This is a genomic window from Pantoea sp. sgz302252, assembly GCF_042610525.1.
Taxonomy (GTDB): Bacteria; Pseudomonadota; Gammaproteobacteria; order Enterobacterales; family Enterobacteriaceae; genus Erwinia.
Window position 1 is genome coordinate 243,308 of sequence record NZ_JBHDVM010000002.1, and the last position, 26,511, is coordinate 269,818.

24 protein-coding genes, 1 pseudogene and 1 riboswitch are annotated in these 26,511 nt (G+C 55.4%); of the genes and pseudogenes, 15 read left to right on the top strand and 10 right to left on the bottom strand.

Going from position 1 to position 26,511, the window contains the following annotated elements:
• Positions 1-128 precede the first annotated feature (128 nt).
• Both nadS and ACETPC_RS05110 read right to left on the bottom strand, forming a co-directional pair.
• Positions 129-413, bottom strand: a complete 285-nt coding sequence (nadS, locus tag ACETPC_RS05105; protein WP_380179238.1) for a NadS family protein — start codon at positions 411-413, stop codon at positions 129-131.
• A 1-nt stretch (position 414) separates the two neighbouring features.
• A pseudogene (locus tag ACETPC_RS05110) lies at positions 415-746 on the bottom strand (type II toxin-antitoxin system RelE/ParE family toxin).
• Between the two features lie 194 nt (positions 747-940).
• Here ACETPC_RS05110 and yegS point away from each other — a divergent pair.
• The 6 genes from yegS (at position 941) to ACETPC_RS05140 (ending at position 8,016) form a co-directional block, all read left to right on the top strand.
• Complete coding sequence (yegS, locus tag ACETPC_RS05115) at positions 941-1,843, top strand: lipid kinase YegS (protein ID WP_380179240.1); 903 nt, start codon at positions 941-943, stop codon at positions 1,841-1,843.
• A gap of 237 nt (positions 1,844-2,080) precedes the next feature.
• Positions 2,081-3,295: a D-mannonate dehydratase ManD gene (gene manD, locus ACETPC_RS05120; protein ID WP_380179242.1), complete on the top strand. Its 1,215-nt coding sequence runs from the start codon at positions 2,081-2,083 to the stop codon at positions 3,293-3,295.
• A 10-nt stretch (positions 3,296-3,305) separates the two neighbouring features.
• Entirely contained in the window at positions 3,306-4,316 is a 1,011-nt protein-coding gene (locus ACETPC_RS05125; RefSeq protein WP_380179244.1) for a Zn-dependent oxidoreductase, read from the top strand.
• A gap of 104 nt (positions 4,317-4,420) precedes the next feature.
• A complete protein-coding gene (locus ACETPC_RS05130) occupies positions 4,421-5,704 on the top strand; it encodes an MFS transporter (protein ID WP_380179246.1) in 1,284 nt (427 codons plus the stop codon).
• 55 nt (positions 5,705-5,759) lie between these two features.
• Positions 5,760-7,226 carry a mannitol dehydrogenase family protein gene (locus tag ACETPC_RS05135; protein ID WP_380179248.1) on the top strand — a complete coding sequence of 489 codons (1,467 nt, stop codon included), beginning with the start codon at positions 5,760-5,762 and terminating at the stop codon, positions 7,224-7,226.
• 103 nt (positions 7,227-7,329) lie between these two features.
• Entirely contained in the window at positions 7,330-8,016 is a 687-nt protein-coding gene (locus ACETPC_RS05140) for a GntR family transcriptional regulator (protein ID WP_380179250.1), read from the top strand.
• Positions 8,017-8,049: 33 nt separating this feature from the next.
• Here the strand turns inward: ACETPC_RS05140 and fbaB are convergent, their stop codons facing one another.
• From fbaB to thiM, 3 genes are all read right to left on the bottom strand, one after another.
• A complete protein-coding gene (gene fbaB / locus ACETPC_RS05145; protein ID WP_380179252.1) occupies positions 8,050-9,102 on the bottom strand; it encodes a class I fructose-bisphosphate aldolase in 1,053 nt (350 codons plus the stop codon).
• A 141-nt stretch (positions 9,103-9,243) separates the two neighbouring features.
• Positions 9,244-10,041 carry a bifunctional hydroxymethylpyrimidine kinase/phosphomethylpyrimidine kinase gene (thiD, locus tag ACETPC_RS05150; RefSeq protein WP_380179254.1) on the bottom strand — a complete coding sequence of 266 codons (798 nt, stop codon included), beginning with the start codon at positions 10,039-10,041 and terminating at the stop codon, positions 9,244-9,246.
• Positions 10,038-10,826, bottom strand: coding sequence for a hydroxyethylthiazole kinase (thiM, locus tag ACETPC_RS05155; protein WP_380179256.1), 789 nt, complete (start codon positions 10,824-10,826; stop codon positions 10,038-10,040). Before thiM ends, thiD begins: the two co-directional genes overlap by 4 nt.
• A gap of 32 nt (positions 10,827-10,858) precedes the next feature.
• A riboswitch (TPP riboswitch) is annotated at positions 10,859-10,949 on the bottom strand.
• A 787-nt stretch (positions 10,950-11,736) separates the two neighbouring features.
• On the opposite strand from thiM, the gene ACETPC_RS05160 reads away from it, so the two are divergent.
• Positions 11,737-11,997 (top strand): hypothetical protein, encoded by a 261-nt coding sequence (locus ACETPC_RS05160; protein ID WP_380179258.1) that lies wholly within the window; start codon positions 11,737-11,739, stop codon positions 11,995-11,997.
• A complete protein-coding gene (locus ACETPC_RS05165; protein ID WP_380179260.1) occupies positions 11,994-12,416 on the top strand; it encodes a GNAT family N-acetyltransferase in 423 nt (140 codons plus the stop codon). Before ACETPC_RS05160 ends, ACETPC_RS05165 begins: the two co-directional genes overlap by 4 nt.
• Positions 12,417-12,460: 44 nt before the next feature.
• On the opposite strand, the gene apbC is transcribed toward ACETPC_RS05165, so the two are convergent.
• Entirely contained in the window at positions 12,461-13,567 is a 1,107-nt protein-coding gene (gene apbC / locus ACETPC_RS05170; protein WP_380179672.1) for an iron-sulfur cluster carrier protein ApbC, read from the bottom strand.
• Positions 13,568-13,729: 162 nt separating this feature from the next.
• On the opposite strand from apbC, the gene metG reads away from it, so the two are divergent.
• From metG to ACETPC_RS05205, 7 genes are all read left to right on the top strand, one after another.
• Positions 13,730-15,763, top strand: a complete 2,034-nt coding sequence (metG, locus tag ACETPC_RS05175) for a methionine--tRNA ligase (RefSeq protein ID WP_380179262.1) — start codon at positions 13,730-13,732, stop codon at positions 15,761-15,763.
• A gap of 101 nt (positions 15,764-15,864) precedes the next feature.
• Positions 15,865-16,251: a CidA/LrgA family protein gene (locus ACETPC_RS05180; RefSeq protein ID WP_380179264.1), complete on the top strand. Its 387-nt coding sequence runs from the start codon at positions 15,865-15,867 to the stop codon at positions 16,249-16,251.
• Positions 16,244-16,936, top strand: a complete 693-nt coding sequence (locus ACETPC_RS05185) for a CidB/LrgB family autolysis modulator (RefSeq protein WP_380179266.1) — start codon at positions 16,244-16,246, stop codon at positions 16,934-16,936. Before ACETPC_RS05180 ends, ACETPC_RS05185 begins: the two co-directional genes overlap by 8 nt.
• A gap of 125 nt (positions 16,937-17,061) precedes the next feature.
• Positions 17,062-17,943 carry a cytidine deaminase gene (gene cdd, locus ACETPC_RS05190; RefSeq protein ID WP_380179268.1) on the top strand — a complete coding sequence of 294 codons (882 nt, stop codon included), beginning with the start codon at positions 17,062-17,064 and terminating at the stop codon, positions 17,941-17,943.
• Between the two features lie 126 nt (positions 17,944-18,069).
• On the top strand, positions 18,070-19,767 hold the full coding sequence (locus tag ACETPC_RS05195) for an NAD-dependent malic enzyme (protein WP_380179270.1): 1,698 nt from the start codon (positions 18,070-18,072) through the stop codon (positions 19,765-19,767).
• 173 nt (positions 19,768-19,940) lie between these two features.
• Positions 19,941-20,669: an outer membrane permeability protein SanA gene (gene sanA / locus ACETPC_RS05200; RefSeq protein ID WP_380179272.1), complete on the top strand. Its 729-nt coding sequence runs from the start codon at positions 19,941-19,943 to the stop codon at positions 20,667-20,669.
• 124 nt (positions 20,670-20,793) lie between these two features.
• The gene (locus ACETPC_RS05205) at positions 20,794-21,546 is read left to right on the top strand and encodes an SDR family NAD(P)-dependent oxidoreductase (protein WP_380179274.1); all 753 of its coding nucleotides are present in this window, start codon (positions 20,794-20,796) and stop codon (positions 21,544-21,546) included.
• Positions 21,547-21,597: 51 nt separating this feature from the next.
• Here ACETPC_RS05205 and mglC read toward each other — a convergent pair whose 3' ends face one another.
• The 4 genes from mglC to galS form a co-directional block, all read right to left on the bottom strand.
• Positions 21,598-22,608: a galactose/methyl galactoside ABC transporter permease MglC gene (mglC, locus tag ACETPC_RS05210; protein ID WP_380179276.1), complete on the bottom strand. Its 1,011-nt coding sequence runs from the start codon at positions 22,606-22,608 to the stop codon at positions 21,598-21,600.
• A gap of 19 nt (positions 22,609-22,627) precedes the next feature.
• A complete protein-coding gene (mglA, locus tag ACETPC_RS05215; protein WP_380179278.1) occupies positions 22,628-24,136 on the bottom strand; it encodes a galactose/methyl galactoside ABC transporter ATP-binding protein MglA in 1,509 nt (502 codons plus the stop codon).
• 82 nt (positions 24,137-24,218) lie between these two features.
• Positions 24,219-25,211, bottom strand: coding sequence for a galactose/glucose ABC transporter substrate-binding protein MglB (mglB, locus tag ACETPC_RS05220; RefSeq protein ID WP_380179280.1), 993 nt, complete (start codon positions 25,209-25,211; stop codon positions 24,219-24,221).
• 140 nt (positions 25,212-25,351) lie between these two features.
• Positions 25,352-26,392 (bottom strand): HTH-type transcriptional regulator GalS, encoded by a 1,041-nt coding sequence (galS, locus tag ACETPC_RS05225; RefSeq protein ID WP_380179282.1) that lies wholly within the window; start codon positions 26,390-26,392, stop codon positions 25,352-25,354.
• Positions 26,393-26,511: the final 119 nt, after the last annotated feature.

Below are 26,511 nucleotides of genomic sequence, written 5' to 3' on the forward strand. Positions count from 1 at the left end.
TGCTGGTGATTTTCCATTACTATGCGCGGGCGCCGAATGAAAAATTCCAAATAGCAATTTGTTTAACCACCTCCTGGCCCGCCGGTTCGCCGCGCGGGCCCTTCTTTTTTCGGCGCTGCCTGATTCACTTAGTGGGCGGCCAGCGCATAGAAAAAAGCCGGATTAGACTTGATGGTCGCCAGAACCTTTGCCGCCAGGCCGGTAGGATTTCTTCTTTTTGCCTCCCAGCTTTTAATGGTATCAACGCTGGTTCCCAGCGCCCTGGCCATCTCTGCCTGCGAGATTTTTAGCTGCTCCCGTATCGCCCTGACATCGGCAATTTCATAGCGAACGACTCTGCCTGGCGCTTTTACGCCCTTTTTAATCTCTACCGCTTCTTCCAGAGAAGTTTTCAGCTCGTCAAAAAAACTCATTTCAACCCCCGCGTTTTAATAACTTAGTTAATTTCTTCAGCTCTGCCTTTTCAGCCGTGGTAAGGCTCTCTTTCTCATTTTTCGGATAAGCCATAATCAGGTAAATAATTTCTTCAGTTGCTAAAAAGTAGATAACTCGCGCGCTTCCACTTTTACCCTGTGTCCCCGTCGCCAGGCGGATTTTCCGGAGCCCACCGGTTTTCTTAATAAGATCACCCTTCTCTGGCGACTCAATAAGTTCTTCTGCAGGTCCTTTAGTTCATCGTCAGTTGCAATCTCTTTTATCTGACGAGTGAAAGTTGGGGTTTCGATAAACTCAATCGCATGGTCCACTATGCCCTCCTTTTCCTTTTGGTACATAGTACACCTTATAGTGGACAAGGTACACCTGAAGATCGGATATCCAGAGCCACTCAGCCGCCAAAATTGTTTATCACCGCCTGACATCTCTTCTCTTTTTCCAGTCTCAGCCGGATATGCTATAACTGAAACACTTTTAGCCAGGGCTACTGAGACAGGATAAGAAGATGGATCAACATTCACTGACGCTGGCGATCCTCAACGGCAAGGGCGCGGGCAACGAAGAACTGCGTGAAGCGATTCTGAAGCTGCGCGAAGAAGGCCTGCCGATTGAGGTTCGCGTTACCTGGGAGCATGGCGACGGCGAGCGCTTTGTTAAAGAAGCCGTAGCGCTGGGCGCAACCACCGTGATAGCGGGCGGCGGCGACGGCACTATTAACGAAATCGCCACTGCGCTGGCTGGCGTAGAGACCGCTGAACGTCCGGCGCTGGGCATTATCCCACTGGGCACCGCCAATGATTTCGCCACCAGCGCGGGCATTCCGGAAGAGATGGAACACGCGCTGCGGCTGGCGATAGTCGGCAAAGCCGTGCCTGTCGATTTAGCGCGGGTCAATCAGGATCGCTACTTTATTAATATGGCGACCGGCGGCTTCGGCACGCGTATCACGACTGAAACCCCGGAAAAGCTGAAGTCGGCGCTGGGCGGCGTATCCTATCTGATCCACGGCCTGCTGCGCATGGATACTCTGAAAGCGGACAGCTGCGAGCTGCGCGGGCCTGATTTCGGCTGGCAGGGCGATGCGCTGGTGATCGGTATCGGCAACGGCCGCCAGGCGGGCGGCGGCCAGCGGCTTTGTCCGGGCGCCTTGATTAACGATGGCGCGCTGGAGCTGAGCATTGTTACTTCCAAAGAGATCCTGCCGACGCTGTTTAACTCTATCACCGGCAGTGATGACGAGAACCCCAGTATTATTCGCGCCTCGCTGCCCTGGCTGGAGATTACTTCGCCGAATGAAATGGCCTTCAACCTTGATGGCGAACCGTTACGCGGCACCCATTTCCGTATTGAGATAATGCCTGCCGCGCTAAGCTGCCGCCTGCCCCCAGACTGCGAACTGCTGGCTTAAGGCCTCGTCTCTGCTTTAGCCGATGCGACCAATTATCGGCTAAGGCATTAATTTTCAGCCATTTTTTCACTCCGGATGCAATTCCTTCACCTTCCTTCTTTTTCTTCGCGGCATCCGCCTGTCTGCGACTAAAACGCCCTACTAATGTGATCGCCATCAGAGATTCGCTTAAGCCTACTTGTATGGTAGTACGACAGTGCGTATTTTTTCCTCACTCTCTTCACCAGGAATAAATCAATGAAAATCGTAAAAGCGGAAGTCTTTGTTACCTGCCCCGGCAGGAACTTTGTCACGGTTAAGATCACCACGGATCAGGGGCTCACCGGTATTGGCGACGCAACGCTGAACGGACGCGAATTACCTGTCGCCTCCTACCTGAAAGATCATGTTTGTCCGCAGTTGATCGGCCGCAACGCTCATCAGATCGAGGATATATGGCAGTACTTTTACAAAGGCGCCTACTGGCGTCGCGGCCCGGTGACCATGTCCGCTATCTCTGCTGTCGATCAGGCGCTGTGGGATATCAAGGGCAAAGCGGCCAATATGCCGGTTTACCAGCTATTGGGTGGCGCTTCCCGTACCGGCGTAATGGTTTACTGCCATACCACCGGTCATAGCATTGATGAAGTCATGGACGACTATGCCAAACACAAAGAGATGGGCTTTAAGGCCATTCGTGCGCAGTGCGGCGTGCCAGGCATGAAAACCACCTACGGTATGGCGAAGGGCAAAGGGCTTGCCTACGAGCCAGCAACCAAAGGCGAGTGGCCGGAAGAGCAGCTGTGGTCAACGGAGAAATATCTCGATTTTACGCCGAAGCTGTTTGCCGCTATACGCGATAAATATGGCTTTAACGAACATCTGTTACACGATATGCATCATCGCCTGACGCCGATCGAAGCGGCGCGCTTTGGTAAAAGCGTGGAGGACTACCGGCTGTTCTGGATGGAAGATCCGACGCCAGCCGAGAATCAGGAGTGTTTCCGCCTGATCCGCCAGCATACCGTCACGCCGATAGCAGTCGGGGAAGTTTTTAACAGTATCTGGGATTGCAAACAGCTGATTGAAGAGCAGCTAATCGATTATATCCGCACCACTATCACCCACGCGGGCGGGATTACCGGCATGCGCCGCATCGCCGATTTCGCCTCGCTTTATCAGGTACGTACCGGCTCACACGGCCCTTCCGATCTTTCGCCGATCTGCATGGCGGCGGCGCTGCACTTCGATCTTTGGGTACCTAACTTCGGCGTGCAGGAGTATATGGGCTATTCCGAGCAGATGATGGAAGTGTTCCGACACAGCTGGACGTTCGAAGATGGCTATATGCACCCTGGCGATAAGCCAGGCCTGGGCATTGAGTTCGACGAGAAGCTGGCAGCGAAATATCCCTACGAACCTGCCTATCTGCCCGTCGCCCGTCTGGAAGACGGCACTTTATGGAACTGGTAAGGAGAAACCAATGAGAAGTGTGGTAATAGCCGAACCCGGCAAACTGCTGCTGGAAGAGCGCCCGCTGCCGCAGCCCGCGGCTGGCGAAGTCAGGGTAAAAGTCAACTATGCCAGCATCTGCGGTTCGGATGTGCATATCTGGCACGGCCATAATCCTTTCGCCCGCTATCCGCGTGTGATCGGCCATGAGTTTTTCGGTGTGATTGATGCTACAGGCGAAGGCGTAGATCCTGCGCGGCTTGGCGAACGCGTGGCGGTAGATCCCGTAGTCAGCTGCGGTCATTGCTATCCCTGCTCTGTAGGCCGTCCCAACGTTTGCAGCGAGCTTCAGGTGATCGGCGTTCATCACGACGGCGGTTTCAGCGAATACGCCGTTGCGCCTGCCCGCAACGCGTATCGGGTGCCTGAGGCGATCCCGGACAAGCTGGCCAGCCTGATTGAACCCTTCACCATTGCGGCAAATATTTGCGCCTTTCTGCAGCCAAAGCCAGCCGATGTGGCGCTGATCTTCGGTGCTGGCCCGATGGGGTTAACCGCTATTCAGGCGCTGAAAAACGTCTTTAAGGTGCGCAAGGTGATAGTGGCCGACCGGCTGCCGGAAAGGCTGGCGATGGCGCAGGAAAACGGCGCAGACGTAGTGCTGAATAACAGCGAAACACCGCTGGCAACGCAGTTGGGCAGCGAAAAACCCACGCTGATTATCGATGCCGCCTGCCATCCGGCGATTCTGGCCGAAGCGGTGGCGCTGGCTTCTCCTGCCGCGCGTATCGGTCTGCTTGGCTTTTCCGGCGAGCCCTGCACGGTGACGCAGCAGAGCCTGACCAGCAAAGAGCTTTCGCTTTTTACCTCCAGGCTGAATAGCCAGCGTTTCCCGGAGGTAATCGGCTGGCTGGAGCAGAAGCTGATCCAGCCGGAGAAACTGGTGACGCACTATATGCCGTTAAGCGATGTGGAAGCCGCCATGACGCTGTTTGAAAAAGATCCGCGCAGCTGCTGCAAAGTCATTCTTAGTATCAGTTAACAGGTCAGCATTCTGGCCAGGGTGGCCGAGGGCACCAGGCTCTCCGCCGCCGTACCCTACAGGGTCAGAGATCTCCTGAATACTATAATAATTAAGGAACTTTTATGTTTAAGAATCTCCGCTGGACAATCGTACTCCTGCTGTTCCTGGTTTATATGATCAACTATCTCGATCGCGTAGCCCTGTCGCTGACGGTGCCGATGATCGAAAAGGATCTGCTGCTGAATGCCGAGCAGTTTGGCCTGATCTTCGGCAGCTTTTTCTTCGGCTATGCGCTGTTTAACTTTATCGGCGGGCTGGCTACCGATAAATTCGGGCCGACGCTGGTATTAGGCATAGCGGTCGGCATGTGGTCGCTGTTTTGCGGCTTTACCGCGCTGGCGACCGGCTTCTGGTCGATGCTGATCCTGCGCGTACTGTTCGGCATGGCCGAAGGTCCGATTTGCGCCTCCGCCAATAAAGCGATCAACGGCTGGTTCCCGAAAAAACAGGCGGCTACCGCCATGGGCTTTCTCAGCGCCGGTTCGCCGCTGGGCGGTGCAGTTGCCGGGCCAATTGTCGGCTATCTCGCACTGGCCTTCGGCTGGCGTCCCGCTTTTGTGATTATCTGCTCTATCGGTATCGTCTGGATGGTCGCCTGGTTTCTTATTGCGGCAGATAACCCTCTGAAAAGCCGCCGCGTTAGCGCACAGGAGCGCGAGCTGATCGCCAGCCTGAAAGAAGAGCAGTCCACGCCGGATGAAGAGCTGGCTCAGTCCGCTCACGGGCTTACTTATTATCTGCGTCAGCCAATCATCCTGGTCACTGCCTTTGCCTTCTTTTGCTACAACTACATCCTGTTTTTCTTCCTGAGCTGGTTCCCGGCCTATCTGGTGCAGGCGCACAGCCTGGATATTAAATCTATGAGCGTCACCACCATGATCCCGTGGATCGTCGGCTTTGTTGGCCTGGCTCTGGGTGGCCTGATTTCCGATAAAATCTTTAAGATCACCGGCAAATTGCTGCTGTCACGCAAGATCGTGCTGGTTATTTCACTGTTGGCCGCCGCGCTATGCGTTGCGCTGGCAGGTTCGGTAAAAGATGTTTATCCCGCCGTGATCCTGATGTCGATTTCGATCTTTTTTCTCTATATCACCGGCGCTATCTATTGGGCCATTATCCAGGACGTAGTGCATAAGAGCCGGGTTGGCGGCATCAGCGGCTTTATCCATCTGATCGGCAGCCTGTCCGGCATTATCGGCCCGATTGTCACCGGCTATATCGTCCATCATACCGGCAAATTCGACAGCGCCTTTATTCTGGCCGGCGTTATCGCGGCGGCAGGCGCGCTACTGGTGCTGTTTGTGATCAAAAGCCCTAAAAACGCGGCCAAAGCCGTTTCCGTCTGATATCCAGGGCGCGCTTCGGCGCGCGCTTTCCACCCTATTCTGATAAGGATTACCCATGCTATCCCTTGACCAGCTTCCTGAAGGCACGCTGCTGCCACGCTATAACCGCCCCGCTTTACGCCAGCGCATCGTGCATTTTGGCTTTGGCGCTTTCCATCGCTCGCATCAGGCCGTCTGCGCAGATATCCTGGCGGCTGAACAGCAAAGCGACTGGGGCTACTGTGAATGTGAAATCAATCCGGCCAACACTGGCGAACTGATCAAAGCGCTACGCCAGCAGGACATGCTCTACAGCGTGACGGAAAAAGCCGATGGTAGCCTGAAAACACGCGTGGTCGGCGTAGTGAAAGAGGCGCTTTACCGCCACGGCGACGGTATTGAAAAAATCATCAACGCCATGTGCCAGCCGGATGTGGCGATCGTTTCGGCGACGGTGACAGAGAAAGGCTACTGCTATATGCCCGCCACCGGCGAGCTAAATCCGGATCATCCGGCGATTGTTCATGATTTAGCGCATCCGGAGCAGCCAGATTCGCTGCCGGGTATTATTCTGGCTGCCATTAAACGCCGCCGCGCACTCAACCTGCCGCCTTTCAGCGTAATGTCCTGCGACAATATGCCGGAAAACGGTCGCGTAACGCGCAACGTTGTGGTGCAGCTGGCGCAAATGCAGGATCCCGCCCTGGCCGATTATATTCGCCAGCATATTACTTTTCCTTCCACTATGGTCGATCGCATTGTGCCTGCTATGACGCCGGAAGCTTTTGAAGAGCTGAGCCACAAACTGGGCTGTAGCGATCCGGTTGGCGTAGAGTGCGAGCCGTTTTTCCAGTGGGTGATCGAAGATAATTTCGTTGCTGGCCGTCCGCAGTGGGAAAAAGCGGGCGCGGAGCTGGTAGCCGACGTGCTGCCCTACGAAGAGATGAAGCTGCGCATGCTTAACGGCAGCCATTCGCTGCTGGCCTACCTGGGCTATCTGGCGGGCTACGAGCATATCAGCGACTGCATGGACGATCCCTGTTATTTACGCGCCGCGCGCAGTCTGATGCTGGATGAACAGGCACCGACGCTAAGCACCACGGGCGTCGATCTGGTCGCCTATGCTGACTCATTAATTGCCCGCTATAAAAATCGGGCCATTAAGCACCGTACCTTCCAGATAGCGACTGACGGCACGCAAAAATTACCGCAGCGCTGGCTGGACAGCATCCGCTGGCATCTGGCGAACGGCAGCCGTTTTGAATTACTGGCGCTGGGCGTGGCGGCCTGGATGCGCTTTGTCAGCGGCGTGGATGAGCAAGGGCGGGAAATCATTATCAATGATCCGCTGAGCGGCGAGCTGGCGAAAAGGGTTGCACAGAGCGCTGAAGGCGAAGAGCGCATTGCCGCTCTGCTTTCCCTGCGGGAAGTTTTCGGCAACGACCTACCGGATAGTTCAGCGTTTCGCGAACGCCTTTCCCATTACTATCAGCTGCTACTGAAAACGGGCGCGAAGGAAGCGGTGCGACAGGCTATCGGCTAAGCTTTTCCTCCGCAAAAGGGCTGGCGCTGGCGCGACAGGCTGATTAGACTGAAACCCGCCAGCGTCATGCCGTATGATGCCTTTATGATATGAAAGTTGCCGAATGTCTATTGCCTACACCATTACCGCCAGCGAGCCGGTGAATCAGCAGATTTATCGCTTTTTGCGTCAGGATATCGTTACCTGTGCCATTCCGCCCGGCGCGCTGCTTTCCGAGAAAGAAGTTTCCGCGCGCTTCAGCGTTTCACGCCAGCCGGTTCGCGAAGCTTTTATCAAGCTGGCGGAAGCGGGTTTAGTGCAGATCCTGCCGCAGCGCGGTACTTTTGTGCGCAAAATTTCGGCCCAGCGCGTCGCCGACGGCCGTTTTATTCGTGAAGCGGTCGAAATAGCGGTTGTGCGTCGCGCAGCCGCAGAGGCAGGCCCGCAGGCGCTTGCGCTGCTGGAACATAACCTTCAGCTGCAAAAAATGGCCGCCCAGCGCCAGGACAGCCAGGCCTTTTTACTGCTGGACGATGAGTTTCACCGCCTGATAGCGCAAAGCATTAACTGTGAACTGGCCTGGGAAACGGTGGAGAATATTAAGGCGACTATGGATCGCGTACGCTTTCTGACACTGAGTAAAGTCTCGCCGCCGGAGAGCCTGATTCATCAGCATGAGGAAATTTTTCAGGCGCTGCGCGCCAAAGATGCCGACGCCGCCGAACAGGCGCTGCGCCGTCATTTGCAGGAGATGATTTTCTCTATTACCCCGGTTGCCGAGCAAAACGGCGACTGGTTCGAACAGAGTTAAAGGCTGGCGGCCCGCAGCGCCGCCAGTAAAGCATTAAGCGATAGTGATATCCTTCGCCAGATAAACGTCCTGTACGCTGTTGATCAGCGCCACGCCGTCTTTCATCGATTTTTTAAAAGCTTTTCTGCCCAGAATTAATCCCATACCGCCGGCTCGTTTGTTAATTACGGCGGTACGAACCGATTCAGCCGTATCGGTTTCGCCCGCCGAGGCGCCGCCAGAGTTAATCAGCCCGGCGCGGCCCATATAGCAGTTCGCCAGCTGGTAGCGCACCAAATCGATAGGATTATCGCTGGTCAGCTTGCTGTAAACCCGCTCGTCGGTGGAACCGAACTGCACGGCGTTGTAGCCGCCGTTATTTTCCGCCATTTTCTGCTTAACGATATCGGCGCCGATGGTGGCCGCCAGATGGTTAGCCTGGCCGGTCAGGTCGGCGCTGGCATGGTAATCCACGCCGTCTTTCTTGAAGCTGTTATTACGCAGATAGGCCCAGAGCACCGTTACCATGCCGAGTTCATGCGCGCGCTCAAAGGCGGTGGCAATATCCTCCAGCTGGCGGCGCGACTGCTCTGAGCCAAAGTATATAGTGGCACCAACCGCTACCGCACCCAGATTAAAAGCCTGCTCCACGCTGGCGTATAGCGTCTGGTCATACTGCGTTGGATAACTCAGCGTTTCGTTATGGTTCAGCTTGACCATAAATGGAATGCGATGCGCGTAGCGGCGCGATACGGAGGCCAGCACACCATAGGTAGAAGCTACACAGTTACAGCCTGCTTCGATTGCCAGCTCAACAATGTTTTTAGGATCGAAATAGAGCGGATTAGCGGCGAAAGAGGCCCCAGCGGAGTGCTCTACGCCCTGATCGACCGGCAGGATAGAGAGATAGCCCGTGCCCGCCAGGCGGCCAGTGTTGTAAAGCGTCTGCATATTGCGCAGCACGGCAGGTGAGCGATTGTTATCGATCATCACTCTGTCGACGTAGTCCGGCCCCGGCAAATAAAGGTTTTCCGCTGGAATAGTCAGGCAGCGGTGTTGCAGCAGCGAATCAGCCTCTTTACCCAGTAACTGTGCGATGTCCGTCATGTAAACTCCTGTTGAAAGCCAGGGGAGCCTTTGCCTGCTCCCGGTAATAATCCTCAACAGGGTGGACGCTGTTTATGGCTTAAGGCAAATTGCTGACTCCATTTTTCAGAAGGATCCCACGCAGAAAGGCGATTTTTTGCGCTACCACCAGCGATAAAAATGATGAACTGGCCCGATGCCTTTGCCTACTTCCAGTGTATCGGCCTGCTGCAGCGCGCCCTGCAGCCACTGCTTCGCCTCCTGCACTGTAGTTAGCCAGTTATTGTGGCGCGGGCGCAGCGCGGCCAGTGCCGAAGAAAGCGTGCAGCCTGTACCGTGCGTATTTTTAGTCGGCACGCGCGGCGCGGTGAAACGCTCTTCGCTTTCGCGGGTCAGCAGCCAGTCCGGACTTTCGCTGTCGCTCAGATGGCCGCCTTTCATCAGTACCGCCTGGCAGCCCAGCTCCAGCAACGCCCTGCCCTGGCGCAGCATCTCTTTTTCATCGCTAGCCGGCGAGCACGCCAGCAGCGCGGCGGCTTCCGGCAGATTGGGCGTGATGATAGAGACCTGAGGTAACAGCCTTTCCCGCAGCGTTGCCACGGCGCGTTCGGAAAGCAGTGGATCGCCGCTTTTGGCCAGCATCACCGTATCCAGCACCAGCCAGGGAACGCCTGAAGCCTGCAGGCCTTCCGCCACGGCTTCCACAATATCGCTGTCCTGCAGCATGCCTATTTTCACGCTGTCGATACGCAGGTCGCTTAAAACGGAATCAAGCTGGGCGGCAACGAACTCAGGCGCGATGGGATAAACGGACTGCACGCCGCAGGTATTTTGCGCCACCAGCGCGGTAACAACGCTGGTGCCGTAGGCCTCCAGCGCGGAGAAGGTTTTCAGATCGGCCTGGATGCCTGCACCGCCGCTGGGATCTGTTCCGGCAATAGTTAACGCGTTGACTCTCATGCCGTCAGCTCCTTATGCAGTTGATAGAGCTCATCCAGAAACAGCGGTTCGAAGGTGCCTGGGCCGCCAGCCGCAGCGGCTGCCCGTTCCCCGGCCAGGCTCATAACCCGGCAGGCTGCGGCGATATGCAGCAGACGATCGCCCGGCAGCGAGGCGAACCCGGCAACCACGGCAGAGAGCGCACAGCCCGTGCCAACCACGCGCGTCATCAGCGGCGAACCGCCTGACACGGCCAACAGACGCTCGCCATCAGTGATGTAATCTGTTTCTCCCGTTACGGCAACCACAGCACCGCTGGACTGAGCCAGCAAGACGGCAGCTTCCAGTGCGGCGGAAGAATCATGCAGGCTATCCACACCGCGGCCGGAAACCGCCTGACGCGCCAGCGCCATGATTTCCGAAGCGTTGCCGCGAATGGCAGCGGGACGGTAAGCCAGCAATTGCTGACAAAAATCGCTGCGGAAAGTCAGCGCGCCAACGGCAACCGGGTCGAGAGTCCATGATTTTCCTGCCGCTGTCGCGCTCTGCACCGCAGCAAGCATAGCTTCGCTACGGGATGCGGTCAGGGTACCGACGTTTATCAGGACGGCATCGGCAATGGCGGCGAATTGGCTGGCTTCCGCAGGCTCCGTCACCATCGCGGGCGAAGCGTTCAGCGCCAGCAGGACATTAGCCGTAATACTTTGCACCACGTCATTGGTCAGGCAATGCACCAACGGCGAACGCTGGTGAAACAGGGCTAGCGAGGCGGCCGGGCTGGCCGTAAAGTGAGTAGGTTGGATCATAGCGCTCCCAACCGGCGATCAAGAAGGCGATGCAGTTGGGCATCTGACTTCCCTCCGCTGGCATTATCCAGTTCAGGTTCAACGGGTTTTTCTCAGCCCTTAGGGGCACCCCGAGTCATTTAGTAAATCAATAAGTTGCGATTAACGTCTTTATTGATGTTAGCCTGGAATAGTACTGCCGATAGGAAGCCTTGTAAACGGCGAAAGCAGCATGCACAAGCCGGTTATAATATTCAGGCACCTGGCACCCTGCTGCCGTTGAGAGGAACTCTCGCGTAGATGGATTAGCAAAACAGGAAGAGCGGAAGTTAGCCTTTAAATTTTCCACCATCGTTAACGTGATCTTACTGTGTCTGGAAAGAGCGCCATGAACAACTTCCAGGTAGTGCATCAGGGCTTGCATTGGAGCCTGTCAGTAATTCTGTGTAACCGCCAGCTTCTTCCCTGGGTTTAAGCTTCAAAATATCACTGTAAATCTGCATTCGCTCGATTGATATATAATCTTCAGGCGCATTTTTCCTCCTTTCCACTCGCTCCCACATTTTTGACGCTTTCGTCGCTTTAAGGTACCTTAACGGCATCAAGGTGCGGATTTCTTCGGACCCGTACGCTTTAGTTAGTATCGGAAAAGCCATCCCTCGGGGTGGTTTTTCTCGTTTTGGCTTTAAAGGAGCTTCTGCGGCTCACCGCAATGCAATCCTTCACTCATCCAGGCCTGCTTAACTTATCTGAAAATACTCTTTGCCTGAAGAAATTCACAGCCTTCCAGAGAAGTAAAAACATCAAAACACCCTGTCCTGTGCGAGCTCCACGTAAGAGCAAGTTCATCCCCTTACCGATTCTCCCGGCACCAACTTTTTGCTAAGGTCGGCTACCCTGAAAAGAAACCATCGCTTTAACGAGAAGTACAATGACAAGACCGCTTAACGAACAATATGGCATCAGCGTCGCAGCGCTACAAATGCTGGAATACCTGCAACAGATTGCTCGCGGCGATCGCGCGTTTAGCATTCGGGATACCCTGCTTAACAGCCGCTGCAACGTTACGCCGCCGGATAATTTCAGGCTGCTGGATCAGCTTTTTGAAGCGGGAAAAATCGATTACGACTATCGCGGCACGGGCATTGAAAGCGAAAGGCATGTCAAACCGGTCTGGGGAGAAAGCCGATGACCGTTCGCGCTTTCGAGGAAGCCGACCGCCCTTTTCTGCGCACGCTGTTCCTTGCCGCCAGGAAAGCGAACTGGCACTGGCTGGACGGCAGCGACTGGCAGCTGGAAGATTTCGATCGCGTTACCCTGGGTGAGCGCATTCTGGTAGCCGAGCACGACGGGCATCGCACTGGTTTCGCCGCATTGCTGCCTGCGGATAATTTCCTGCACAGTTTATTTGTCGATCCCGACCGCCAGGGCCAGGGCATTGGCAGCGAGCTGCTGGAGGCAGCGCAGCAAAGTTTTACTTCGACCGGCGCGTTGAAATGCCTGAAGGCGAACAGCCGGGCGCTGGATTTTTATCAGCGCCACGGCTGGCAGATTATCAGCAGCGGCGAAGGCGAACAGGGTGAATATCTGCTATTGCATTACGTGCTGTAAGCCGTTCTTGTCAGCGGCCTTTTCTCGCTGCTGAAGTTGAGCCGCTATACTACGCGGAAAGCGATATCTTCCGGGATGACCTCGCCATCCCAGTAAAGCCGCGCGGCGATTTCGCCCGCCAGCTGACGATAGAGCCTGGTAAATTCGCTGTCCGGTCGGCGTATTACCGTTGGCTCGCCGTCGTCCAGATCTTCACGCAGCGTAATATGCAGAGGCAGTTGGCCCAGCAGGCTTGTATTATATTGTTCCGCCAGTACCGCTGCGCCACCGCTGCCAAAAATGGGTTCGTGATGGCCACAGTTACTGCAAATATGCACGCTCATGTTTTCAACTATGCCCAGCACCGGTACGCTGACCTTTTCAAACATCACTATGCCTTTGCGGGCGTCGATCAGCGCAATATCCTGCGGCGTAGTCACAACTACCGCGCCGGTTACCGGCACGTTTTGCGCCAGCGTCAGCTGGATATCGCCGGTGCCCGGCGGCATATCGAGGATCAGATAATCCAGATCCGGCCACAGCGTTTCGTTCAGCAGCTGCATCAGCGCTTTGCTGGCCATTGGCCCACGCCAGACCATGGCATTGTCTTCGGTGACCAGGTAGCCGATAGAGTTAGTGGCCAGGCCATGCGCCATAATCGGTGCCATATGGGTGCCATCCGGCGAAGTTGGCCGCTCGTCTTGCGTGCCAAGCATATCGGGGATTGAGGGGCCATAGATATCCGCATCCAGCAGGCCAACCTTTGCGCCTTCCGCCGCCAGCGCCAGCGCCAGATTCACTGCGGTGCTGGATTTGCCGACGCCACCCTTGCCGGAGCTAACGGCGACCAGGTTTTTCACGCCCTTGACGCCGGGCTGGTTTTTTACCCTTTTCAGCGTGGCGATATCCTGGCTGAGCTTCCAGCTAATGGCGTCCGCGCCGGTGAGCCGCAGCAGTTCGGCGCTGGCGTTTTCTTTCAGCGCCTCAAAGCCGCTGTGCCAGGCGAAAGGCATCAGCAGTTCAATATGCAGCGTATTATCCAGCATCGCGCAGTGGCGCAGCGCTTTCAGTACGGTCAGGTTGCGCCGCAGCGTAGGATGTTCAAACGTGGTTAAAACGCCCATTACCATTGCGCGCAGCGCTTCCGGCGAATGTTGGGACTGTTGCATAATCCCGGCTCCTTTTTTGTATGACGTTGTTCAGAGCATATCAGATCTGGCCGCAGGCGGCAGAGAGCAAAAAACGGCGCGCGCGGCGCGGCGCTGTTTACGCAGGCCAGGCCTTTCGGGTAACATCGGAATTCCCTATTTAATACAGGTATAGCAAGTCTCACTATGACTCAAGTCGCGAAAAAAATATTGGTAACGTGCGCACTCCCTTACGCCAACGGTTCTATTCATCTCGGCCACATGCTCGAGCATATCCAGGCAGATATTTGGGTCCGTTACCAGCGAATGCGCGGCAACGAGGTTTACTTCATCTGCGCCGACGACGCGCACGGCACGCCGATTATGCTGAAAGCCCAGCAGATGGGCATTTCGCCCGAGCAGATGATTGCCGAGATGAGTCAGGAACATCAGACCGACTTCGCTGGCTTTAACATCAGCTACGATAACTATCACTCGACGCACAGCGATGAGAACCGCGAGCTGTCGGAGCTGATCTATACCCGGCTGAAAGAAAACGGTTTTATCAAGAACCGCACTATTTCGCAGCTTTACGATCCGGAGAAAGGCATGTTCCTGCCGGACCGTTTCGTTAAAGGCACCTGCCCTAAATGTAAAGCGCCGGATCAGTATGGCGATAACTGTGAAGTGTGCAGCGCCACCTATAGCCCAACTGAGCTGATCGAGCCAAAGTCCGTGGTTTCCGGCGCGACGCCGGTGCTGCGCGATTCCGAGCATTTCTTCTTCGATCTGCCGGAGTTCAGCGCCATGCTGCAGGCCTGGACCCGTTCAGGCGCGCTGCAGGAGCAGGTTGCCAACAAAATGCAGGAGTGGTTCGAATCTGGCCTGCAGCAGTGGGATATCTCCCGCGACGCGCCTTATTTCGGCTTTGAAATTCCGGGCGCGCCTGGCAAATATTTCTACGTCTGGCTGGATGCGCCAATCGGCTATATGGGCTCGTTTAAAAATCTCTGCGACAAACGCGGCGATATCGATTTCGACGCTTTCTGGAAAAAAGATTCCGAAGCCGAGCTGTACCACTTTATCGGCAAGGATATCGTTTACTTCCACAGCCTGTTCTGGCCGGCAATGCTGGAAGGCAGCAACTTCCGCAAGCCAACCAATCTGTTTGTTCACGGCTATGTCACGGTAAACGGCGCCAAGATGTCTAAATCGCGCGGCACCTTTATCAAGGCGAGCACCTGGCTGGATCATCTGGATGCCGACAGCCTGCGCTACTATTATGCCGCCAAGCTCTCTTCGCGCATTGATGATATCGACCTGAATCTGGAAGATTTCGTGCAGCGCGTAAATGCCGATATCGTTAACAAGGTGGTGAACCTGGCTTCCCGCAACGCCGGTTTTATCAACAAGCGTTTTGCCGGCAAGCTGGCCGCTGAACTGGCCGATCCGGCGCTGTACCAATCCTTTGTTGATGCTTCCGCCAGTATTGCAGAAGCCTGGCAGAGCCGCGAGTTCGGTCGCGCCGTGCGTGAAATTATGGCGATGGCAGATGTAGCGAACCGCTACGTTGATGAGCAGGCGCCATGGGTAGTAGCGAAACAGGAAGGCCGCGATGCGGATCTGCAGGCGATCTGCTCAATGGGCATCAATATGTTCCGCGTGCTGATGACCTGGCTGAAGCCGGTGCTGCCGTCGCTGAGCGAGCGCGCCGAGGCTTTCCTGAATCAGGAGCTGAGCTGGGACGGCATTGAACAGCCGCTGCTGAACCACGATATTTCCGCGTTTAAAGCGCTGTACAGCCGCATAGAGATGGATAAGGTCAACGCGCTGATCGAAGCTTCGAAAGAAGACGCGGCGGCGGCAAATAAGCCAGCCGTTACCGGCCCGCTGGCGGATGCGCCGATTGCCGAAACCATCGACTTTAACGATTTCGCCAAAGTCGATATGCGTATCGCGCTGATCCAGAACGCTGAGTTCGTGGAAGGTTCCGACAAGCTGCTGCGTTTAACGCTGGATCTGGGCGGCGAGACGCGCAATATCTTCTCCGGCATTCGCTCGGCCTATCCGGATCCGGCCGTGCTGGTAGGCCGTCTGACGATGATGGTAGCTAACCTGGCGCCGCGCAAGATGCGCTTCGGCATTTCAGAAGGCATGGTGATGGCGGCTGGTCCTGGCGGCAAGGAGATTTTCCTGCTTTCGCCTGACAGCGGCGCGCAGCCCGGCATGCAGGTAAAATAAGCACAGAAACGGGCGAAGCGATTCGCCCGTTTTTTTGCCTGTGTAATGCACATTTATGCCGTTGATCGTATGATTAATGCGTTGAAAAACCGGAGTTTATCATGCGTACCCTCCTGCTCGATCTCTGGCGCTATCTGCGCGCCTTTCTGATCATCTACCTCTGTCTTTATGCTGGCATCGGGCTGGCCACGCTGCTGCCGGTCACTATTCCGGGCAGTATTCTCGGCATGCTGATCCTGTTCTTTCTGCTGGCTTTCCAGCTACTGCCGCCCGACTGGATCAGGCCTGGCAGCATGCTGCTGATCCGCTATATGGCGCTGTTGTTCGTGCCGGTCAGCGTCGGCGTGATGGGCTATACCGATCTGCTTCGCGCGCAGTTCGGCCCGATAGTGGTTTCCTGCGTGGTCAGCACCTTTATCGTATTAATCACCGTAGGCCTGATTTCGCACCGGCTGCACGGCAAAGTAAAAGGAGCAGCCGATGAGTGATATCTGGTGGTCTTTGCCGTTAACTCTGCTGGTTTTCTTCGGCGCCCGTCGGCTGGCGGCAAAAGTGAAAATCTCGCTGCTTAATCCGTTGCTGATCTCAATGGCGGTAATTATTCCGCTGCTGCTGCTGATACAGATGCCTTACGCCCGCTATTTTCAGGGTAGCGCCGTTTTAAACCAACTGTTGCAGCCCGCCGTGGTAGCGCTGGCGCTACCGCTCTATGAGCAGATGCATCAAATTCGCGCGCGCTGGAAATCGATTATCGGCGTCTGCTTTATCGGCAGCCTGACGGCGATGATTTCCGGCACCGCCATCGCGTTATGGATGGGCGCCACGCCGCAGATAGCCGCCACCATTATGCCAAAGTCGGTCACCACGCCAATTGCGATGGCGGTCTCCGGCACTTTAGGCGGCATTCCGGCTATCAGCGCTATTTGCGTACTGATGGCTGGCGTACTGGGCGCGGTTTTCGGCCATATGCTGCTTAATTTGCTGAAAATACACAGTAAAGCTTCGCGCGGCCTGGCTATTGGCAATGCCTCGCATGCCCTGGGGACAGCGCGCTGTTCAGAACTGGATTATCAGGAAGGCGCGTGGAGCTCGCTGGCGCTGGTACTCTGCGGCATTATTACTTCTTTGCTGGCGCCCTTTCTTTTTCCGCTGCTGATGCATTTCTGGCGCTAAATTTGTTACGCATCACGCATTTGTTTGTTCTCTTTCATAAATTACATGATGTATGTGATTATAGTCACATACATCAGTTTGACCGCCCGCCAGAATAAGCGGCCGGATAAGCAAGAGAAGCTCCTATGCAATCACGTTTTCATGCGGCTTTCGCCGCGTTGCCTGCGCCGCTTCAGGCGGCGCTTCAGCCATTACTGACTGATGCCTTTCCCGCTTTTTTTACGCCAGCGCAAATGAGCGATCTGCGCGTGCAAACCGGTCTGGATAACCGCGAGCTTGCTTTCGCGCTGCTGCCGCTGGCGGCGGCCTGTGCCGTAGCGCCGCTTTCCGACTTTAACGTGGGCGCGCTGGCGCTGGGCAAGAGCGGGCATCTTTATTTTGGCGCGAATATGGAGTTTGTTGGCGCGACTATGCAGCAAACCGTGCATGCCGAGCAGAGCGCGGTAACACACGCCTGGCTGCGCGGCGAAAAGAGCCTGGAAGCAATCACGGTCAACTACACACCCTGCGGCCACTGTCGTCAGTTTATGAACGAGTTGAACAGTGGCACCGCGCTGCGCATCAATCTGCCGGGACGTGAGCCAGCGACGCTGGGCGATTATCTGCCCGATGCTTTCGGCCCGCGCGATCTGGCAATTGAAAAGCTGCTGCTGGACGAGGTCGATCACGGCCTGGTCATTCAGGGCGAAGCGCTGGTAAAAGCGGCGCTGGAAGCCGCCAACCGCAGCCATGCGCCCTATTCCGGCGCGCTGAGCGGCGTGGCGCTGCAGATGAGCGATGGCGCGATCTTTGCTGGCAGCTACGCTGAAAACGCCGCTTTTAACCCAACCTTGCCGCCGCTACAGGCCGCGCTGATCCTGCTGAATCTTGCAGGCTATGATGTGCGGCAAATCCAACGCGCCGCGCTTGCGGAAGCGCCCGATGCTCGTTTGATTCAGCGTCAGGCTACCGCCGCGACGTTACAGGCCCTGGGCTGCGCCAGTTTGCAGACCGTTCCGCTAACCTGAGGGGTGTTGCCGTACATTTGTTGCGGCAAAGCGCTCGCTTTTGTTATCAGCTGTTAACAAATGCTGTACTTTCAGGGGAATTATTTTAGGATTGGGCCACTAATTAGATCCCAGTGAGTATTTTACATGGAACTCGACTACGAAAGTAAACGTCCCCTTTATATCCCCTATGCCGGCCCTATCCTGCTGGAGTTTCCGTTGCTGAATAAGGGCAGCGCCTTCTCCGTGGAAGAACGTAACGATTTTAACCTCAACGGCCTGCTGCCGGAGACGGTGGAAACCATCGAAGAGCAGGCCCAGCGCGCCTGGCGCCAGTTCCAGGATTTCAAAAACGCCAACGACAAGCATGTCTACCTGCGCAATATCCAGGATACCAACGAAACGCTGTTCTATCGCCTGCTGGATAATCATCTCGAAGAGATGATGCCGATTATCTATACCCCAACCGTTGGCGCGGCCTGCGAACACTTTTCAGAAATCTATCGCCGCGCGCGCGGGCTGTTTATCTCTTACCCGAACCGCGCCAGCATTGAAGATATGCTACAAAACGCCACCAAGCAGAATGTGAAGGTTATCGTGGTGACCGATGGCGAGCGTATTCTTGGCCTGGGCGATCAGGGCATCGGCGGCATGGGCATTCCTATCGGCAAGCTGTCGCTTTATACCGCCTGCGGCGGCATCAGCCCGGCCTATACGCTGCCGGTGGTGCTGGATGTCGGCACCAACAATCAGCAGCTGCTGAACGATCCGCTCTATATGGGCTGGCGCCATCCGCGTATTACCGGCGAAGAGTACGATAACTTCGTTAACGAATTTATTCAGGCGGTGAAGAGCCGCTGGCCGAACGTGCTGCTGCAGTTTGAAGATTTCGCGCAGAAAAACGCCATGCCGCTGCTGGAGCGCTATCGTGACGAGGTTTGCTGCTTCAATGACGATATTCAGGGCACCGCCGCCGTCACGCTGGGCACGCTGATCGCCGCCAGCCGCGCGGCAGGCAGCAAAATGAGCGAGCAGAAAGTGGTATTCCTCGGCGCCGGTTCCGCTGGCTGCGGCATCGCCGAGCAGATTATCGCGCAGATGAAGTCAGAAGGACTCAGCGACGAAGAAGCGCGTGGACGCGTCTTTATGGTGGATCGCTTTGGCCTGCTTACCGACAAGCAGCCTAACCTGCTCGGCTTCCAGAGCAAGCTGGTGCAAAAAAGCGAAAATCTGGCAGGCTGGGATTCCAGCTCTGATTCGCTGTCGCTGCTGGACGTAGTGCGCAATGCACATCCGGACATTTTGATCGGCGTTTCCGGCCAGCCTGGCCTGTTTAGCGAAGAGATTATCCGCGAGATGCATAAGCACTGCGCGCGCCCAATCGTTATGCCGCTTTCTAACCCGACCTCGCGAGTGGAAGCAACGCCGCAGGATATTATGGCATGGACAGACGGCGCGGCGCTGGTAGCAACCGGCAGCCCGTTCGCACCGGTGTTGTGGAAAGAGAAAACCTTCCCGATCGCCCAGTGCAACAACTCCTATATCTTCCCCGGCATTGGTTTAGGCGTGATTGCCTCTGGCGCCACGCGCGTTACCGACAGCATGCTGATGGCGGCCAGCCGCGCGCTGGCAGACTGTTCACCGCTGGTTAACGACGGTGCAGGCCCGGTGCTGCCGGAAGTGAAAGATATCCAGGGCGTTTCAAAAGTCATCGCTATGGCGGTGGGCAAAGCGGCGCAGCTGGCAGGCGTGGCGGTAGTGACCTCGGAAGATGTCCTGTCGCGGGCGATTGCCGATAATTTCTGGCTGCCGCAATACCGCAACTATCGCCGTACCTCTATTTAATCCCTGAAGCCGGGCGCATTTTGCGTCCGGCTTTTCTCCTTCCGCGTTTCCCTCGCAAAAACCTCGATCTTTCGCGCAAAAAAACATCGCCCGATGCGCTGCCGCTTGCTTCACCTCGCCGGGTACAGTAGCCTTGAGCCACCTTTTTTGCTTGATCCCGAGTATCGTCCGGCATGATAAAACGCTTGATCTACGGTCTGATTATCATCATTACTCTGATGGTGGTAGCCGCGCTCGGCCTGGATCGCTGGATCAGCGTTAAAACCGCGCCTTATGTCTACGATAATCTTAAATCGCTGCCGCATCGTCAGGTCGGCGTGGTGCTGGGCACGGCAAAATATTATCGTACCGGCGTGATTAATCAGTACTACCTGTACCGTATGCAGGGCGCGCTCAACGCCTATAACAGCGGCAAGGTCAATTATCTGCTGCTAAGCGGCGATAATGCTCAGCAGAGCTATAACGAACCTATGACTATGCGCCGCGATCTGATTGCCGCTGGCGTAGCACCTGCCGATATCGTGCTGGACTATGCGGGCTTTCGCACGCTGGATTCCATTGTTCGCACCCGCAAAGTGTTCGACACCAACGACTTCATTATTATCACCCAGCGCTTCCACTGCGAGCGTGCGCTGTTTATTGCGCTGCATATGGGCATTCAGGCCCAGTGTTATGCGGTGCCTTCCCCTAAAAATATGCTGACTATTCGTCTGCGCGAAGTCGCGGCGCGGTTGGGCGCGTTAGCCGATCTTTATATTATGAAACGCGAGCCCCGCTTCTTAGGCCCGCTGGTGCCGATCCCGGCGCGCCACGAAATTCCTGAGGATGCGCAAGGCTATCCGGCGGTAACGCCAGAGCAGCTGCTGGAGCTGGAGCAAAAGAGCAAGACGGCCGCGCGATAACCAACGACCTTACTCCGAAAAAAGCGTTGTCTGTAACCTAACGCACTGATTGTTCTAATCCCGCCCTCCTTTTCTGTCAGTCTGATCAGCGCAAACAAGTCTGAACTTTATAAAGGAGCATTAAATGGATCTTAATTTGAAAGATCGGCGCGTGCTGGTCAGCGGCGGTTCACGAGGTATCGGACGGGCCATTGTAGAATGCTTTCTTGCCGAAGGCGCTCAGGTAGAGTTTTGCGCCCGCAGCACTGAAGGCGTGCAGCAAGCCCAGCAGGCTTTTGGGCCACGTGCGACCGGAACCGCGGTTGATGTTACCTCTTCCGGCCAAATGCAGGAATGGGTTGCAGCGGCGGCCAGCCGACTGGGCGGAGTGGACATTATTATCCCTAACGTCAGCGCACTGGCTGCCGGCGGCGATCCGGAAGTGTGGCGCAAGGCTTTCGATACCGATCTGATGGGCACCGTGTCCATGGTGCAGGCCGCCCTTCCCTGGCTGAAAAAATCCGCGTCGGCTTCTGTGGTGCTGATTTCAAGCGTGGCCGGGCGTGAAGTTGATATGTTTGCCGAACCTTATGGCGTGATGAAGGCGGCGTTAATCCACTACGGTAAAACTTTATCAGAGCGCCATGCCGTTGACGGCATACGCGTCAATACCGTGTCGCCGGGCAACGTCTATTTCAGCGACGGCGTCTGGGGAGACATTGAAAGAAATCAGCCGGAGCTGTTCGCTAAATGCCTGGCCTCTAATCCGTTAGGCAGAATGGCGACGCCGCAGGAAGTGGCCAATGCCACTGTTTTCCTGGCCAGCGACGCGGCGAGTTTTACTACCGGTACTAATTTGCTGGTGGATGGCGGGCTGACAAAAGGCGTGCAGTTCTGAGGATGAAACAAGAAAGGCCAGATAGTCTGGCCTTTTCCTGTTGGCACAACGTTATTTTTTACGCGCGTACTTCAAGGAATCCAGCGCTACGGCGAAGATAATAATGCCGCCTTTGATAATATACTGCCAGTAGGGGTTAACGCCGATATAGGTCAGGCCATAGTTGATCACGGTAAAAATCAGCACGCCTGTAACCACGCCAGCTACGGTGCCCACGCCGCCTGCGAAGGAGACGCCACCCACCACGCAGGCCGCAATCGCATCCAGTTCATACATAAAGCCAAGGTTATTGGTTGCCGAACCGATGCGTCCCGCTTCCAGCATGCCGCCGAAGGCATAGAACACGCCGGACAGCGCATAAATCAGAATGAGGTTAAAGTTAACGTTTACGCCTGAGACTTTTGCCGCTTCCGGGTTACCGCCGATAGCAAAAATGTTTTTACCAAAGCGGGTCTTGTTCCACAGGATCCAGACAAAGAACACCGCGATAGCTGCATAGAAGGTGATGTAGGAGAGCTTGAAATCGCCCAGGCGAATAAAGCCCTGCGCAAAGGTCGAAAACTTCTCATCAAAACCGGCGATCGGCGAAGCGCCTACATAGTCATAGTAGAGCGAGTTAATGCCGTAAACGATAATCATCGTGCCCAGCGTGGTGATAAACGGCGTAACCTTCAGGTAAGCGATAATCAGACCGTTGACCAGGCCAATCAGGCCGCCCACCACGCAGACAATCAGGATCACCAGCGGGATTGGCACCGTATCCAGGTGCGGAAATACCTTATTGGCGTTATCCATCGCCTGTAGCAGCGTTGCCGCGACCACGGCTGCCAGGCCAACCTGGCGACCGGCGGAAAGGTCAGTACCCTGAGTTACAATCAGTCCCGCTACGCCGAGCGCGATAATAATGCGCACTGAAGACTGGGTCAGGATATTACTCAGGTTCATCAGGCTTAAAAACGTCGGATCCTGGAAGATAATGATTGCCAGCAGCACCAGCAACACAACATAGATGCCACCTTCTTTCAGCCAGGTAAGCGCATTCTTTTTGTTTACAGCATTCATGGTGTCAGCCCTTGCCTCTTTAAAGGTGCTTCGATGCTAAACGTAATATTTCGTTTTGCGTGGTAGTTTTGGTCTCGACAATGCCCGCCACCATGCCATTACTCATGACGAGGATCCTGTCGGTAATGCCCAGCAGCTCTGGCATTTCGGAAGAGATAATAATGATGCCCTTCTCTTTTTTCGCCAGATCGGAGATCAGCTGGTAAATTTCAAACTTCGCGCCGACGTCGATACCGCGCGTCGGCTCGTCCAGCATTAATATTTCCGGTTGGGTTAACAGCCAGCGGCCAATAATGACTTTTTGCTGGTTGCCGCCGGAAAGCGAACCGATGGAGGTCGCATGGCCCGGCGTTTTTACTCGCATGGCATCAATCACCCATTGGGTATCGCTTTTCATGCGGTTGTTATCCAGCAGGCCGATTGAGTTTTTATATTTGCGAATATTTGAGATCAGCGAGTTAAAACCGATATCCAGAAACGCATAAATCCCCGTGGCACGCCGCTCTTCCGTCACCAGCGCGAAACCGTGATTAATCGCCTCGTTAGCCGAGTGATTATTGATTTTTTTACCGTGCAGCTTAATGGTGCCGCCAGACTTTTCACGGATACCAAACAGCGTTTCTACAATATCGGTACGTTTAGCGCCCACCAGCCCGGCCACGCCGAGGATTTCGCCTTTACGCAGGTCAAAGGAGATGTCGCGGATAGAAGGCTGGCGCAGCGAAGTCAGATTGCGCACCTCAAGGATGGTTTCACCCGGCACGTTGGTTTTATCCGGGAAGCGCTGGTTGAGCGACCGTCCCACCATCATGGCGATGATCTTATCCATGTCCAGCCCTTCCAGCGGCTGGGTCGCTATCCACTGGCCGTCGCGTAAAATAGTGATTTCGTCGCAGAGCTGGAATATCTCTTCCATTTTATGTGAGATATAAACAATGCCGCAGCCACGCTCTTTTAATTTACGGATAATAGTGAACAGGTGGTTCACTTCTTTTTCGGTTAATGAAGAGGTCGGCTCATCCATAATGACGATTTTGGCATCGTAGGAGAAAGCTTTGGCGATCTCGATCATTTGCATTTGCGACACGGAAAGATTGATTACTTTGTCACGCGGATCGATATCGATATCCAGCTCTTCGAAAATAGCTTTGGTATCGCGATACATCTTTTCCTGGTCGACAAAAAAGCCTTTGCGCGGATAGCGCCCCAGCCACATGTTATCCATAACCGTGCGCTGCAAAACCAGGTTCAACTCCTGATGCACCATGGAAACGCCGTTTTCCAGCGCCTCTTTAGAACTTTTAAAGTCGATTTCTTTGCCCTGGAAAACAATGCTTCCCGTATCTTTGCTGTAAATACCGAACAGGCACTTTAGCAGCGTTGATTTACCCGCGCCGTTTTCGCCCATTAACGCATGAACCGAATGGGGGCGAATTTTCAAATTAACGTTATCTAACGCTTTAACGCCTGGAAAAGATTTGCTGACGTTAGTCATTTCCAGCAGATACTGCCCCTGATCGCTGCTCATAATTCTACCTGGCGGATCGTTTTTACAATCGGGCCCGCACTGTCACGGGCCCGGTAAGAAGCGCGGCTGCGCCCGAAGAGACTTATTTGCTGAACTGAGCGAGATTGTCTTTATCAACCGGCACATAGGCTACGCGCACCACTTTGCCTTCCAGCTTGTAGTTGGTGCCTTCGGTAGCCGGTTTGCCTGCCGCCAGGTTTTTCGCCATATCAAAGGTAGCTTTCGCCTGGTTTTCCGCATCGTTAAGCACGGTGCCCGCCATCGCGCCGGATTTCACCATCGCCAGCGCTTCCGGCAGCGCATCCACGCCGAATACCGGTACGGACGTTTTGTTATGCGCCTTCAGCGCTTCTACTGCGCCCATCGCCATTGCATCGTTGTTGGCGATAACAACTTCGATTTTGTTGCCGTTCGGGCCAGAGAGCCACGCATCCATCTTGTCTTTTGCCTGGGCGGTATCCCACATGGCGGTATCCATGTGCAGCTGCTGCGTTTTCAGGCCGTCTTTGTTCAGGGTGTCGATAACATATTTGGTACGCGCTTCGGCATCCGGATGGCCCGGCTCACCTTTCAGCAGCACAAACTGCACTACGCCGTCTTTGTTCAGATCCCAGTTCGCATTGGCTTTCCAGTGTTTTTCGATCAGCTCGCCCTGCTTGACGCCGGACTCTTTGGAATCGGTGCCGACGTAGTAAGCCTTGTCATAGCTGGCAAGGGCTTTGGCAGACGGCTCCTTGTTGAAAAATACCACCGGAATATCGTTGGCTTTGGCTTTGCTGATCACTACCGCGGCCGCCGCCGGATCCACCAGGTTAATCGCCAGCGCCTTCACGCCTTTGGCGACCATCACGTCCACCTGGTCGTTCTGCGTTGACTGACTGTTTTGCGAGTCGTTCATCAGCAGCTGAATGCCGCTGCTGTTTTTCGCTTCTTTCTCAATGTCCTTGCGCACTACGGACATAAAGTTGTCATCGTATTTATAAATGGTGACGCCAATGCGGGTATCGGCCGCCTGCGCCGATGCGCCAAACATCATGCTGGCAACCAGGGCTGTGAGGGTGAATGCCTTCTTCATTGTTCTCTCCGGTTCTGTGTAGGGTCGTAGGCTTGTGCATGCGGCCGGGCCTGTTTTTCTGGTTGTTGCCTGGCCAGGCACGGCCATCTTAGAGAAGCAGATGTTAATTAACTGTGAAGTTACTCACGGATTGAAAACGGTTACATAGCGGTATCGTTGCGGAAAGTGATCGCCGCCACATTTTGGCACGGTGCCACGGAATGACGCCGTACCAGCGTTGGCATAAAACAGTGCTGTGCCGATTCGTCCAGCAGCCCGGCTGCGCCTTGCAGCGCCAGCTCTGTTGCCAGTTTCGCCATAGAAACAATGGGATAACGTACCGTAGTCAGCTGCGGATCGGTATAGCGTGAAATGGGGATATCATCGAAGCCGATCACGGAAATCTGCTGCGGCACCGCAATGCCATTATCTTTCAGCGCGGTGAGCGCTCCGGCGGCCATGCTGTCGTTATAGGCGAAGACGGCGCTGAGCTGTAGGTTGCGGCCCAACAGTTCTACCATCGCCGCCTCGCCGCCCTGCATATCCGGCTCGGCGCTGGCTATCCAGCTTTCGGCTGGCGTTACGCCCTGCTCTGCCAACGCCTGACGCCAGCCCGCGCGGCGCTGTTCCCGGTCTTCAATCGCATGGCTGGAATCCAGATAGCCGATACGCCGGTGCCCCTGCTGCTGTAGCATACGGGTCGCCATCAGCGCGCCGCTGACATTGTCCAGGCAGACGCAGCGATGCGCATAGCCTGCCACTACGCGGTTAACCAGCACCATGCCGGGCACCTGCTCCATAAAGGAGGCCAGTTCCTCGTCCGCCAGCGCTTTGGCGTGGACGATTAGCGCACCGCAGCGCTGGCGGATCAGCACTTCGATAGCGTGTCGCTCTTTCTCGGCCTGATGATAGGAGTTGTTGATAAGTACGTGCTTTTGCATGCGTTGCGCCACGGTGTCTACCGCTTTCACCAGCGCGCCGAAAAAGGGATCGGAGACATCCATCACCACCACGCCGATGGTGTCGCTGACCTGTGAGGCCAGCGCCTGCGCGTTAGCATTGGGCCTGTAGCCCAACTGTTCGACGATACCCAGCACTTTTTCCCGCGTTTCCTGAGTTACCGCCGCGCTGTGATTGAGTACGCGCGATACCGTCGCCACCGATACGCCAGCCTCACGGGCTACATCGCGAATGGTGATCATGGCTGAACGCCTGTGAAAGATAAGGTTTGCATAGCTCTCCCGAATGCGTGGTTTGCGGAGGCTATTCTGACAAAGGGAGACAGGCGGCTGCGTGAATCAGCTCACAGGGATGAAAACGG

What these genes read in the sequence shown, in the direction of transcription:
- ACETPC_RS05130 (WP_380179246.1), top strand. Translation starts at nt 4,421, where the DNA reads ATGTTTAAGAATCTCCGCTGGACAATCGTACTCCTGCTGTTCCTGGTT.
- ACETPC_RS05185 (WP_380179266.1), top strand. Translation starts at nt 16,244, where the DNA reads ATGAGTGATATCTGGTGGTCTTTGCCGTTAACTCTGCTGGTTTTCTTC.
- thiM (WP_380179256.1), bottom strand. Translation starts at nt 10,826, where the DNA reads ATGATCCAACCTACTCACTTTACGGCCAGCCCGGCCGCCTCGCTAGCC.
- ACETPC_RS05195 (WP_380179270.1), top strand. Translation starts at nt 18,070, where the DNA reads ATGGAACTCGACTACGAAAGTAAACGTCCCCTTTATATCCCCTATGCC.
- yegS (WP_380179240.1), top strand. Translation starts at nt 941, where the DNA reads ATGGATCAACATTCACTGACGCTGGCGATCCTCAACGGCAAGGGCGCG.
- mglB (WP_380179280.1), bottom strand. Translation starts at nt 25,211, where the DNA reads ATGAAGAAGGCATTCACCCTCACAGCCCTGGTTGCCAGCATGATGTTT.
- manD (WP_380179242.1), top strand. Translation starts at nt 2,081, where the DNA reads ATGAAAATCGTAAAAGCGGAAGTCTTTGTTACCTGCCCCGGCAGGAAC.
- ACETPC_RS05205 (WP_380179274.1), top strand. Translation starts at nt 20,794, where the DNA reads ATGGATCTTAATTTGAAAGATCGGCGCGTGCTGGTCAGCGGCGGTTCA.
- fbaB (WP_380179252.1), bottom strand. Translation starts at nt 9,102, where the DNA reads ATGACGGACATCGCACAGTTACTGGGTAAAGAGGCTGATTCGCTGCTG.
- cdd (WP_380179268.1), top strand. Translation starts at nt 17,062, where the DNA reads ATGCAATCACGTTTTCATGCGGCTTTCGCCGCGTTGCCTGCGCCGCTT.
- ACETPC_RS05160 (WP_380179258.1), top strand. Translation starts at nt 11,737, where the DNA reads ATGACAAGACCGCTTAACGAACAATATGGCATCAGCGTCGCAGCGCTA.
- ACETPC_RS05180 (WP_380179264.1), top strand. Translation starts at nt 15,865, where the DNA reads ATGCGTACCCTCCTGCTCGATCTCTGGCGCTATCTGCGCGCCTTTCTG.
- ACETPC_RS05140 (WP_380179250.1), top strand. Translation starts at nt 7,330, where the DNA reads ATGTCTATTGCCTACACCATTACCGCCAGCGAGCCGGTGAATCAGCAG.
- ACETPC_RS05135 (WP_380179248.1), top strand. Translation starts at nt 5,760, where the DNA reads ATGCTATCCCTTGACCAGCTTCCTGAAGGCACGCTGCTGCCACGCTAT.
- nadS (WP_380179238.1), bottom strand. Translation starts at nt 413, where the DNA reads ATGAGTTTTTTTGACGAGCTGAAAACTTCTCTGGAAGAAGCGGTAGAG.
- thiD (WP_380179254.1), bottom strand. Translation starts at nt 10,041, where the DNA reads ATGAGAGTCAACGCGTTAACTATTGCCGGAACAGATCCCAGCGGCGGT.
- galS (WP_380179282.1), bottom strand. Translation starts at nt 26,392, where the DNA reads ATGATCACCATTCGCGATGTAGCCCGTGAGGCTGGCGTATCGGTGGCG.
- sanA (WP_380179272.1), top strand. Translation starts at nt 19,941, where the DNA reads ATGATAAAACGCTTGATCTACGGTCTGATTATCATCATTACTCTGATG.
- mglA (WP_380179278.1), bottom strand. Translation starts at nt 24,136, where the DNA reads ATGAGCAGCGATCAGGGGCAGTATCTGCTGGAAATGACTAACGTCAGC.
- mglC (WP_380179276.1), bottom strand. Translation starts at nt 22,608, where the DNA reads ATGAATGCTGTAAACAAAAAGAATGCGCTTACCTGGCTGAAAGAAGGT.
- ACETPC_RS05125 (WP_380179244.1), top strand. Translation starts at nt 3,306, where the DNA reads ATGAGAAGTGTGGTAATAGCCGAACCCGGCAAACTGCTGCTGGAAGAG.
- ACETPC_RS05165 (WP_380179260.1), top strand. Translation starts at nt 11,994, where the DNA reads ATGACCGTTCGCGCTTTCGAGGAAGCCGACCGCCCTTTTCTGCGCACG.
- metG (WP_380179262.1), top strand. Translation starts at nt 13,730, where the DNA reads ATGACTCAAGTCGCGAAAAAAATATTGGTAACGTGCGCACTCCCTTAC.